An 11840-nucleotide genomic window follows, 5' to 3' on the forward strand; every position below is an offset into this window, starting at 1 on the left:
ATATGACACAATTCTAGCTCGATTCACAAAAGCATCAAGCAATGCAAATGTGGATTCTTGGAACAAGTAATAAAATTTTAATTAGGTAAATTCTTATCCTAGTAGTTTCCTAAAATCGATATATAAAGGGGCAAAAATAAAATGTTAGTAAAAGCGAAAAATTGGTTAAAAAACGAAGATTCACAGTTATCATCAGAAAACGGTATGCTAATCGCGTTAGCGGTAATTATTGTACTAGTCATTGGACCATTTGTATGGAAAGCAATCCAAGGTGGTTATGATACGATTCTAGCACGATTCACAAAAGCATCAAAAAATGCAGATGTAGATTCTTGGAACTAAATTAAACTTTTTAGGTTCGCACATAAGGGGAGTCACGTATCGTGTGGCTCCTTCTATAAAATAAAATTAGGAGGTATTATGATGAAATTTGGTAAAGTAATGATTCCTACTTTAGTAACAGTAGCTCTTGGCATGTCACTATTGGGTACACCTGCAAGTGCGGCGACAACAGCGGAGACAAAGCTAACTCAAAGTATAACTGGTGGCGAACATAATGTTGCTGTCACACCAGTTAGTAATTTTAATGCGATGACACTAAGTGGAGAAACACAAGTGACAAATGCCAATCCTGGTGTACTAACAGTGACAGATGCGACGGGTTCAGGAGATGGCTGGAGAATTAATGTAAAAGCAGATCAATTTAAGGTAAATGGTGATACCAAATCAAATCGAACACTTCCAAAGGGCTCTTTAGTATTGAATAATGGCGGTGCTGCTATTACGAAAGTAGGAGGGACGAGTTCACCCAATCCGGAGTTTAAATCAACAAATTTTATAATTGACACCGATAACCAGGTGACAATTTTAAGTGCGAAAAAAGATGAGGGTATGGGAAAGTATAACGTGAGTTTTAATGATAAGTCTATGGCGTTAACCTTAAATCCACATAGTACATATGTAGAGAATAAGGCTGGTGCTACCTCATATGAGTCGAAACTTACTTATTCGATTGTAACAGGACCCTGATTAGAAATTATAGTGCAGAAGAGATACATATTATAGATATGCTTCTCTTCTGTATATAGAAAGAAGGTGCAATATGAAAAGTTATGCGTATAAAATTTCTATTAGTATATTGGTGGGTATTGTGTTCGCTTTGAGCTTATGCCTAAAACCTTTTCAGCTTGTTTATGCAGAAGAAAAACAAGATAGTCTACCATTTGATGTAAACATTCATGTTCCAGATAATCAATTAGGCGATATCAAAAACTATTTTAATTTGCAGGTGAAAAAGAAACAGAACCAAACAGTGAAATTGGATATACACAATAAAGCTAATACCCCAATTAAAGTGAATATAAAGGTGGCCAATGCTCTCACCTCTACAAATGGTGGTATTATGTATGTGCCAAATCGTGAGGTTTCACAAAGTACGTTAATGGATACAGATTTTTATATGGATCAGTATGTGCAAGCTCCTTCTACTGTTACTTTAGAAGGAAATCAAACGAAAACCGTAGAGATACATGTAACGATACCTAATCAAGATGGAGTATTTTTGGGCGGATTATTATTTCAATTAGCACAAGATACAAAATCGCAGGATCTTGAAAAAGATGGACTGAACTTCTCTGTACATAACCGTATCGAATATGCGGTGGCGATACAATTGAATGCAGATAAGACTGAAAATTCAGTTAATAACTCATCTTTGAAGTTAAATGGCACAGCGATTGAATCATATCCAACACAACCGCAAGTACATGCACTTATTCAAAATACAAATGCAAATATAGTGAGGGATGTGGCAGTTTACTATGAAGTTTTATCTAAGGATAACGTTCTATTTCATGGGAATATCCCAGCGTTCAATGTTGCCCCGAAATCCAAGGTAGGATTGGCTATTCCATGGAAAGCGAAAGAATACAAAGATGGAAAGTATATGCTAAAAGTCACAATAAAAGAGAATGGTGTACCCAAAACATATACAGAAGAATTCCAGATAACTGCTTCTAATGTGACAGAGTACGCGGAACAAACTGGTGCAGTAAAGGTATTACCGACGTTTTCTAATCAAACATATATGATAGTGGCTGGTGTTGTTATAGTAATCATTTCAATATTTGTATTTGTATGGTGGAGAAAGAAGCATGCAAAACAGCAAGAGGAAAAGAAAGCCTCTTAGAGAGCATAAAAAACGAAAGGAGGGGACAACGGTGAAATGGGGGAAGCTTTTCACTTCAATCATGCTTTTAAGTGCTTCATACCTATTTCTTGATTCAAAAGATAATTCTATATTAGCTGATCAAGTAGAAAAACAGCAGAATGGTATTCCAACTCTCACTGCAAGTGGAAAAGAGAATGAGGTCAAATTGGAATGGGCAATTGATATCTTAGATCAAGATGTACTATGGAAAATTGATTTTAATAACCCTAAAGATGTCAATTTAATGAATGGTTGGGGAGAATTTTATGGGAATGGGAATCAAAGTTTACAATCAGAAGTCTATTATCCAAATGGTGCAGATACCAGCGGATACAAAGTATTTGATACAAAATTAGGAGGGAATCGAGTCTTATATCCCTATACGGTTAGAACAGATTCTATCGCTGTTTTTAAAAGGTTAAACGTCCCTAATAATGCTTATATTTCCGCTACCTTTAAAGCAAAGTCACAAGGAGTAGGAAAGATTAGCTTTTATGGGGATGGAAGTTGGGAAACGGGGAGAGAGTTTGATTACTACAACGCTACTGTTTTAAAAGATGTGCCGAGCGGTTCGAAAGAATTAGAAATTAGTAATATCTCCTTGTTTCCAGAAAGAGAACCAGGCACCAACATACCAAGGGATAGAAAACATATAACTTCGGATGTAAACAAAGATGTGTATCAAGATTCTCCGATGGTAGATAAAGTAATTCCTTATCAGGATGGTTCTGGACAGGGGAAATTAATTTTAAACGCTCCCATTGCGAATTCGATTAAACAAGGAGAACGCTTAAAAGCAAGAAAATGGGCAGCACCTATCCAATTACCAAATAATCGTACGGTCACAAAGGATGATTCTAATAAAGACATAAATGGATGGTCTACATTTAGTATGAATACCCAAGTTGCAAATAATCCTTTTTATATTACTGAGCAACGAGGCGTAACGTTTTATATGCTTGCGTATTCAGAAGGAATTACATATGTGGATGAATTAAAAGTGGGATATGCATCAGAAGCAGAAGTATACCGAGGGAATCAGCAAATATATAAAGGTAGACTTTCTGACTATGTAGATAAAGAAGCAAGGGATCAAGCTGTACCAACTGCACCTGAAGGTTTTCAAATAGAAAATAGAGAGCTAAAGGAAACAAAAATAACATTTGATTCCGCGAAAGATGAAGGGAGTATCTATCATTATAAAATTCGCGGAGTTGGTAGGAATGGCGCTTCAGACTTTTCTAAGGAGGTTCCTGCAACTGTAACAAGTGGCGTAAAGGGATATGAATATGTAGTAAATGATAAACCGGATATATCACTTGATAATGTAAGTGGTATTCAGTTTACAAGTCAGACTAGCATTCAGTTTCCGACGGATTATTCTAAGCCGCAATATGTACATATCCGAACAGTAGATAAAGCTGGAAATAAAAGTGCAACAAAGCATGTTTCTACCACACAAAAAGGGCATGTAGACATGCTCACTGTACCAAAAAGTGTGGAATTCAGTCCGATCCAATTAAATGGAGAAAAACAAAATTCATTTGGTACGCTAGGGAAAATCATGATGCATGATAGTCGGAATCAAGCGGATGGTTGGAGATTGAATGTTACTATATCACCATTTACAGAGTCGAACATATCAAAACAATTGCCAAAGGGTTCTCTGTACTTGAAAAATCAAGGGAGTGTAACAAAAGTAAAAGGTCCAGGAACAGGGAAGCCATCTGTACATATTCCGAATACGCCTATTGATAATGGGGCAGCACATACCATTATCCAGGCTCCAAAAGATGTAGCGATTGGAGAATATCAAATAGATTTTGGTCAACATGCATTCGAACTGCAGCTAGATCCAGGGACAACCTATGTAGGGAAGAATAGGCAAGCTGCTTATACTTCTACGGTCACTTGGTCTTTAGTAAGTGGACCTTAATAAGTCATCTAAACATGAATGAAATAAGGAGAGAGAAAACATGAGCATATATGTAATGGGAATACTGATAGGGTATATGATCCTGAATGTAATTACTGATTTGAAGTATAGAAAAACGAAAAATATGTGGCATCTACTATTCTTAATTGTGGGTATAGGAATCACGTATTTTGATGGGATACGAACAGGAAAAGAGATTGCGATTGTACTAGTCATGGCCTTAGCATGTGGTTTATTGCTAGAGACGTTTAAATTCTCTTCACCCGGTGATACGAAAATGCTTGTGGTGGTAGCTTTATATGTTAGCAACGTAGTAGAAGAATCGGCTATGCTTACCGCTATTACATTAACAGCTTTCCATTTACTATTTTTTTGGATTTCCAGTGTGTATCGATTAATTAAGATTTTAGGGTTTGTGGGAGCTATTAAAGACCAATTAGAGCATGCTGCCTCTATATTTGGTGCGAAACTACCAAAGAAAGAAATACAGCTAATACAGAGCTTTCCAGGGGCTTGTTCTATTTTATTAGGAGCACTTGTTTATGTTGCTTTCACTATATATCAAAACGGAGGTATCTTGGCTTGAACAGTAGAATCATTCATCAAAGAGAAACATATATTTACTTCACTATATTTGCGCTTGTAGGAATTTTAATTTTGAACATGTTCATTAATATGGTGTTTGTACTAGCGTATCCGTTACTTATCGGACTAATTGTACAGGTTGTCTTGTTGCAGAAGATGAAAAAGCCATTTTATCAAAGAGGAAAAGAATTAACGGAACAGTTAAAACTAAAAAATATATTTCTAGTAGAATCAAACATATTAGGAGATGAAGAAGGAACTGTCTATGAGGTGCATCAAATGCCTTTTGAATTCTCTAATGGATTAATCAATAAAGAGAAGAGTTACAAAGTAGTAAAACAAGAGTACGAAAGAAAGGTAAAAGAAGATTTAACGAAAATTGCAAAGTGGCAGGTTACAACAAAGGCTAGACTCGTTACTACTACACATTTTCGTCTGTATGTGATTTGGCAAAAAAATAGTACAGGCTATCAGCTGAAAAAGTTAGAAGATTGTATTGATCCATATGCAAAAATGAACCTTATTCAATGGATGATTGCCTCTTTTTGTACAACTGGTCGTATCAAGTATGACAGACAGCCTAAAGATTGGTCTAGTTATGAATGGTTAGCATTAAAATAATGTAAGAGACTTAGGTCTCTTTTTCTTGTTATGGTAAATAAACTATTAAACAGTGTTTTAATTTAATATAATAATATTTAAATTGAAAGGAGGTTTAAAAGTGAATCTATCAAACTTTAAAAAAGAATATAAAATAAATTTTTTATTTTGGGGTATACCAATGTTTTTCTTTATGAACCTAATATTTTACAAAGATATTATCAAATATGTTCAAAATAAAGAGTGGTTCAACCTGATTTCAGATGTTTTTATTTCCCTATTAATAGTAATAGTGGGAACGATACTATATACAGTTTTATATTTAGTGATTTCAAAACCAAAAAAATAAATAAATTTTTATGAGAAAGAAACAAAAAAGAGGGTCATTTTATTGTCCCTCTTTTTTAAAATGACGAATGAGATACGACTCAATATCTCGTGTAGGATACTTTTATTACACAGCATTTGAAAAAAATGCAAAAGAAATGAGCGGAATATCTTGATGAAACATAAAATTGTTGAAATTCTGGTATGAATTCATTAATATAAAATTATAGTTATTGTTTAATTGATTCCGTTTATTCCCACACCTTTTTGTGTTGTGGTTGAGTTGTAGAAGCAAGTTGCGTCTTGTTTCAATTTTGAAAGGGCTTCTTTGAGCCGATTAGTGTATATATAGCTTATTTTGCTATGCACATTATTAATCGACTTGAAGAAGCCCTTTTTGTGTTGTTTTCAAGTTTGTTGAATTAACCCATTATCATATCGGGCAAAATTATTATTTAGGGGGATTTTTAATGAAAATGAGTTATGAAGTATCTTTATTTTGTTCTGCACATCCAGATGATCTTATTCCGAGCTTGCGTGCATTACGAATGAAAGTTACAAAAGAAGGAGCATTTTGGGAACGGGATAGTTATCAGTTTTCAATTAAACCATCAAATTTGTCGCAACAAGAGGCAAAACAAGCAGGGGAAATCTATTTGTATCATGTCTATTTCAATGGATGTATACGAGATTTCCTTTTTTTATTGGAGAGATGTTTTAGAGGGGCGAGTTTTCGCTTTACTGCAATCCGTGGTTTTTTAGATGTTGAAGGGTATTCACTTAAGAAGTGGAAACCGATTCTGCATAGCCATCATGTAAAGTCTTCAGATGTAGATTGTATTTTTAAGAAAGATGATCTTACAATGCTTGTTCATCATCATGGATGTTTAGAAGTGGTTAAGCGTGCGGAGAAAGGCGAACAATTAAAAAAAGTAAACTTTCTAAAGGTAGATAGCTGGTTACAATCACTTAATCCAACAAAAGAGGATTTATTCTCTTTAACAGGCGTAAGTGTATCGTAATGAATGATTTACAAAACCATATGGAAGTATGCAGACAGAGGGAATGACAGAAATCCGTAGTGAAAAATTACTATGAATTTCTGTCTTTTTATTTTAATGAGGAGGATTAGAGTATGAATTTATTTGAAATGTTTGATTTAGAGGTAGGAGAAAACGTAATGGTACAAGATGTGAGAACAGATAAACAAGTTCGCAATCGATACAGTTATGATGTCGGTGAGAAATTAGTGGGAGCTAAAAAGGAAATACGTGCTTTAAAAGAATCATTTTTAGTATCTTTTTCATTAGAGATATTAGCAGAAATTGAAAAAGAATCTGCGACAGAGGCGCTAAATACTTTAGATCGAAATGTACTGATTCCATTTTCTTTTGAACAAGAAAAAGAAACCGATGTTCCGCCACATATTGCAAAGTTAAAGCAACTACTGGTAGGTAGGATAAATAAGAAGCCAATTGTAGATACACCGACTGCAAGGAAATTGTATGTTCAAGCATGTAGAAGAATATGGAATGATATACAGTCAGTACATACCTCAGAACAATGGGTAGATCTTGTTGTTTCTTATGGTATGGAAATGAGCAACGGTTGGTCTGCATTTAGAAAAAATAAGAGTGTCACATACACATTTAAAAGAATGGTGGAAGAATATTTTGATGAGTTTGTTGATGCAGATGGTATGGAGTTATTAGTATTAGGAAAGAAATTCATATCACTTTGTACAAATTCTAAAAGTATTAATTCTACGTATCATCGTGTATCACATGAACTAACATGGAATGATTTACTTACGAAAAAGGTTACGACTCGTAAGAAATCCGCAGCTGCTTGGAGTAGGAAACTGCCAGATACCCTGCAAAGAAAAGGACCAGGAGTAGAACTTGCTACCAAACCTGAAGACGTAGTTGCTATGTTTGGGTTAAAAGGAATGCAATTTGGGCATTATTGCACCGAACAATATGCAAAAGAGCATATTGGGCATGTATCTGAAGCGTTACATGATTTAGCTCGTATATTGGGGATTCCACCTGAATATATAGGGCTAGGAGGACGCTTAGGACTTGCGATTGGTGCGAGAGGAAGCGGCAATGCATTAGCACATTATGAACCTTCTACCAAAGTAATTAATTTAACTCGTGATAATGGAGTTGGAGCATTGTGTCATGAATGGAGCCATGCATTGGATCATTTCTTGTATGATTGTAGTCATGATTTTCAAAACGGTAGCTTTGCTTTCCTATCAAGTGGGAAGAGTGTCGGGAATATCTTGCCTGCTATTATCAAGGAAAGGATGCAAGCTGTGCTAGATGCTTGTAAACAAGGAAAAGTGGCCAGAGTAATAAACGTGGAAAATGCCTACAGTAGAAAGTGGTATTTCTATGGTGGTGTTATCGATAGTTATGATGTATTTAAAGGCAATGTTTCAAATATTTTAGAATCACACCATGCAAGTTTGTACAGGAAACTTGATACTTTGTCAGGAGCAGCAAAAACGCGTATGGAACGTAAAACTGAAAAGGAATTTGAGCGAACTGCACAAATGTTGGCCGCTTATCATTATAAAAAAGCAGGCGAAAAACTTGATGAAATATCTTATCAAGCGAAAGGGTCTGTATACTTTGATACAGCCATTAAGTTAGATAAGAAGAGAACCAAAAAATATTGGTCTACGAATCATGAGATGTTCGCTAGAGCATTTGAAGCATATGTAGAATCAGCTTTGTTAGATCAAGAAGATAGAAGCGATTATTTAGTTTGTGACACACATTCTTTTGTATATCCGTTAGGAGAACAAAGAGAACATCTAAATAGAAGAATAAAGAGTTTAATGGAAGTAACAGTTCCATATATAATAAACAGTATACAAGGAGTGGGACAAAATGAACTATAACATACAAAAAGGACAGTTTCGTTTAACAAGTGCTTATCCAAGAGGTAGCTGGTGGGAGTTTTATCGTGTCCCTTGTCCAATTTGTCATGATACAGGCAATTGCATGCTGCATGCCTCGCAAGAGAAAGTAGCATGTACCCGTGTAGAAAGCAAATGGGTCTATGGGAAAAATACGAGCAATCCAAGCTACATTCACTACATAAATGGAAAAAATAAGTATCAATTGCCTGAAGTGGATGAAGTTCAGGTTCATGATAAGAAAAGCAATGAGAAATTAGATGTGTTTAATCGTAAGTTAATTGATTTTATACCATTGCAAGAGAATCATCATGCACATTTATTAAGAGATAGAAAAATGAACGAGGAACAAATACAAGTACGTCAATATCGTTCCTTCTTAAAACAACAAATTGTGTTAGAAGAGGATAATACGTATACAACCGTTTGGGAGCAGTTATTCAAACAGATTGGGAAGAAAGATTGTTGGCAGGGCGTGCCAGGCTTTTATGAAATGAAAAAAGGTACACTTTCGCTTCGTTTAATGGCAGGCTCCCCTGGTATATTGATTCCTTTTCGAAACCAGTATAATCAAATTGTTGGATGGCAGGTTCGTGTGGATGAAGTGAAAAACTCAGTTCATGTGAAATCTGCACCTACTGGAGTTCAAGCGGAATTAATTGAACAACCTAATGTTGTAAAGGTAACTAAGAATGGTGATTGTATCTTCGAAGGCGAACTAGAAGTGAGCAAAAAAGTAGAAATTCCATTTCAAGAGGGAAGAATTGTTGTAAAGATTCATAAAGGTCAAAAATACTTGTGGCTCTCATCAGCAAATAAAAATCATGGAACTGGTGCAGGTGGTAGTGAACATCCACTTCCTGTACATGTAGCGGTACCAAGCTCTCACTTGAAACATTGGAATTCGGGTACATTACATCAAACAAAATCAGTAATGATTACAGAAGGTCCTATGAAAGCTGATTTGGTTGCTGATTTAATTCCTCAAAGGCTGAACAAAGAGGAGATATCTAAAGTAGGGACAACAGTACTTGCAATTCCAGGTGTAAATGCATGGCGAATTGCTATGCCTGTATTAAAAGACATGGGTGTAGAGAATGTGTATTTAGCATTTGACGCAGATTTAGTAGAGAACGAGAAAGTAAGAGCGGCCTTAATTGCTTTTGCGACAGAATTAAAGAAAGAGGGCTATAATGTGACGATTGCTGCATGGAATCCAGCACAAGGAAAAGGTTTGGATGAGGCAATGCAAGCTTCTTACAAGCCAGTTTTTCGTACCATCTAATAATTCGTAAAATACTAGTTAGGGAATTATATATATAATGAAAGGTGTGTATTAAGTATATGGATCTTATGCAACAATTAATGGACGTTGACAAAAAAGCTAGGGAACAAGAAAGAATGGAACTAATTCATAGATTTTATAATGAAGGGGTTTCTATTACGACGATTGCAAATGCGACAAATATGTGTGAAGAGGATATTTCATATATATTAAACAACTAGTAGCCATATTTGGTGAGGTGAATAGAAGGGAAAAAAGATAGAATTGTAATTCTATCTTTTTTTATGCCTTTAAATAAAATGTTTAAAAGTAGAAAGGTAGAGGGAAAATATGAGTGTATATGTAAAAAAGAATCTAGTGAATTTACGAATTGACTTTGCTTTTAAGCGTTTGTTTGGAGTAGAAGGAAACGAAGAAATATTAATTGGTTTTCTAAATGCGGTATTACAATCATCTATAGATGAAGAAATCACTTCTTTACATTTTGATGATCCGCATCTTCCAAGAGAGCAAAAGGACGATAAATTGTCTATTTTAGATTTGCGAGCTACGCTAAATAATGGTATAAAAATTAATATAGAGATTCAAGTTCGAGACAAGAAAGACATGATAGAACGTTCTTTATTTTATTGGTCAGGTATGTATTATTCTCAAATGACTCAAGGAATGAAGTACACGGAATTAAGACCAACAATCTGTATTAATATAGTAGATTTCATTCTGTTTCCAGAAGAGAAAGACTTTCATAATATTAATACGGTGATGAACAGAAAATCCAAGCGTATCATTACCGAAAATATGCAGTTGCACTTTCTTGAAATTCCGAAAGTAATGCAAGAATGGAAAGAAGAACGAGTGGATCCATGGGAGGATATACTAGCACGTTGGTTATTATTATTTCCTGCATATGAAAATGAGAAATTAACAACAATCCTGGAGGGAATCGCAATGGAAAAAGATCCAGTTTTGAAAAAGGCAATAGAGGATTGGGAGCGTCTAAGTAGCGATAAGGATTTTTTACGCTTATATGAGGCGAGAGAAAAGGCAATAAAAGATAGAATATCTGAAATAGAAACGGCAGAAGAAAAAGCTGCAAAAAAAGCCGAAGATGAGACTAGAATTACAACTAAGATAGAGATAATTCACAATTTGATTAAAATGGGGTTGCCTATAGAACAAATTGCGAAAGCTGCTGATTTAAGTGTGGAAGAGGTTAATGAAATTTTAAAAAGTAAGTAGTATTGTGAGGAACATGAGAAGGTAACAAAAATTTCAGGGGAGATTGTAATGGGAAAAGAATCTATTTTCAAACAAGAAATAGAAGATTGGGAACGTTTAAGAAATAATAAGGGTTTTCTGCGTTACTATGAGGCAAAAGAAAAGGCGATTAAAGACAGAATATCTGAAATAGAAACAGCAGAAGAAAAAGCAAAGGAAAAAGTTAAAAAACAACTAGTCAAAAACATGATTAAAGTAGGGATATCTATAGAAAATGCTGCGGAAGCTGCTGGAATTAGTGTAGAAGAGGTTAATGAGATTTTACAAAAATAAAGAGTAGATATAAGTAAAAAACAGGTGATTGTGACATACACACAATTACCTGTTTTTTTATGTTCTTTTCTCCTGAATCAACAGTATATTTCTTGGCTACAAACTTGAATACGCTATAATTAAAGTTAGATTTATTTTTTGAGGAGAAAGAATAATTGTATTATACTTGTTAAGGGATTTTCTTTGGAATACAACTCTTAAGTATGTAATTTTTACATACTTATTTATTTAATTATTACAACACTATACAGATGTTAGGGGTTATTATATGAAAAAGAAAGAAGAAGAATATTATATACATGTGTATACGCTAAAGGACAAAACTAAAAAATCCATAAAAATAGAAACATGGCGTTCATTTAAAGAAGAAAAGAATGTTTTAGGTATTACGGACAGTGACATTTTCCAAATTCAAATG

13 protein-coding genes are annotated in these 11840 nt (G+C 34.6%); all 13 read left to right on the top strand.

Features of this window, described 5'->3' with window-relative positions; genetic code table 11:
• The first annotated feature begins 141 nt into the window (after positions 1-141).
• The 13 genes from MR155_RS29745 to MR155_RS29805 all read left to right on the top strand — a co-directional run bounded on the left by MR155_RS29745 (position 142) and on the right by MR155_RS29805 (position 11422).
• Positions 142-342, top strand: coding sequence for a hypothetical protein (locus tag MR155_RS29745; protein WP_016102691.1), 201 nt, complete (start codon positions 142-144; stop codon positions 340-342).
• Between the two features lie 81 nt (positions 343-423).
• The gene (locus MR155_RS29750) at positions 424-1029 is read left to right on the top strand and encodes a WxL domain-containing protein (RefSeq protein ID WP_242311943.1); all 606 of its coding nucleotides are present in this window, start codon (positions 424-426) and stop codon (positions 1027-1029) included.
• Positions 1030-1102: 73 nt separating this feature from the next.
• Positions 1103-2188 (top strand): WxLIP family cell surface protein, encoded by a 1086-nt coding sequence (locus MR155_RS29755; protein ID WP_242311945.1) that lies wholly within the window; start codon positions 1103-1105, stop codon positions 2186-2188.
• 31 nt (positions 2189-2219) lie between these two features.
• Positions 2220-4145: a WxL domain-containing protein gene (locus tag MR155_RS29760; RefSeq protein ID WP_242311946.1), complete on the top strand. Its 1926-nt coding sequence runs from the start codon at positions 2220-2222 to the stop codon at positions 4143-4145.
• Between the two features lie 40 nt (positions 4146-4185).
• Positions 4186-4731: a hypothetical protein gene (locus MR155_RS29765; protein WP_242311947.1), complete on the top strand. Its 546-nt coding sequence runs from the start codon at positions 4186-4188 to the stop codon at positions 4729-4731.
• Positions 4728-5351 carry a hypothetical protein gene (locus MR155_RS29770; protein ID WP_242311948.1) on the top strand — a complete coding sequence of 208 codons (624 nt, stop codon included), beginning with the start codon at positions 4728-4730 and terminating at the stop codon, positions 5349-5351. The genes MR155_RS29765 and MR155_RS29770 overlap by 4 nt, the downstream gene beginning before the upstream one ends.
• 100 nt (positions 5352-5451) lie before the next feature.
• Positions 5452-5679 carry a hypothetical protein gene (locus MR155_RS29775; protein WP_002139707.1) on the top strand — a complete coding sequence of 76 codons (228 nt, stop codon included), beginning with the start codon at positions 5452-5454 and terminating at the stop codon, positions 5677-5679.
• A 448-nt stretch (positions 5680-6127) separates the two neighbouring features.
• Positions 6128-6679 carry a hypothetical protein gene (locus MR155_RS29780; protein ID WP_242311949.1) on the top strand — a complete coding sequence of 184 codons (552 nt, stop codon included), beginning with the start codon at positions 6128-6130 and terminating at the stop codon, positions 6677-6679.
• 113 nt (positions 6680-6792) lie between these two features.
• On the top strand, positions 6793-8568 hold the full coding sequence (locus MR155_RS29785) for an LPD1 domain-containing protein (protein ID WP_242311950.1): 1776 nt from the start codon (positions 6793-6795) through the stop codon (positions 8566-8568).
• A complete protein-coding gene (locus MR155_RS29790) occupies positions 8558-9871 on the top strand; it encodes a DUF3854 domain-containing protein (protein WP_242311951.1) in 1314 nt (437 codons plus the stop codon). Before MR155_RS29785 ends, MR155_RS29790 begins: the two co-directional genes overlap by 11 nt.
• 59 nt (positions 9872-9930) lie before the next feature.
• Positions 9931-10092, top strand: coding sequence for a hypothetical protein (locus MR155_RS29795; RefSeq protein WP_242311952.1), 162 nt, complete (start codon positions 9931-9933; stop codon positions 10090-10092).
• A 109-nt stretch (positions 10093-10201) separates the two neighbouring features.
• Positions 10202-11110 (top strand): Rpn family recombination-promoting nuclease/putative transposase, encoded by a 909-nt coding sequence (locus tag MR155_RS29800; protein WP_242311954.1) that lies wholly within the window; start codon positions 10202-10204, stop codon positions 11108-11110.
• Positions 11111-11158: 48 nt separating this feature from the next.
• Entirely contained in the window at positions 11159-11422 is a 264-nt protein-coding gene (locus MR155_RS29805; protein WP_242311956.1) for a hypothetical protein, read from the top strand.
• The last annotated feature ends 418 nt before the right edge of the window (positions 11423-11840 follow it).

The organism is Bacillus cereus group sp. BfR-BA-01331 (genome assembly GCF_022663915.1).
Classification (GTDB): domain Bacteria; phylum Bacillota; class Bacilli; order Bacillales; family Bacillaceae_G; genus Bacillus_A; species Bacillus_A mycoides.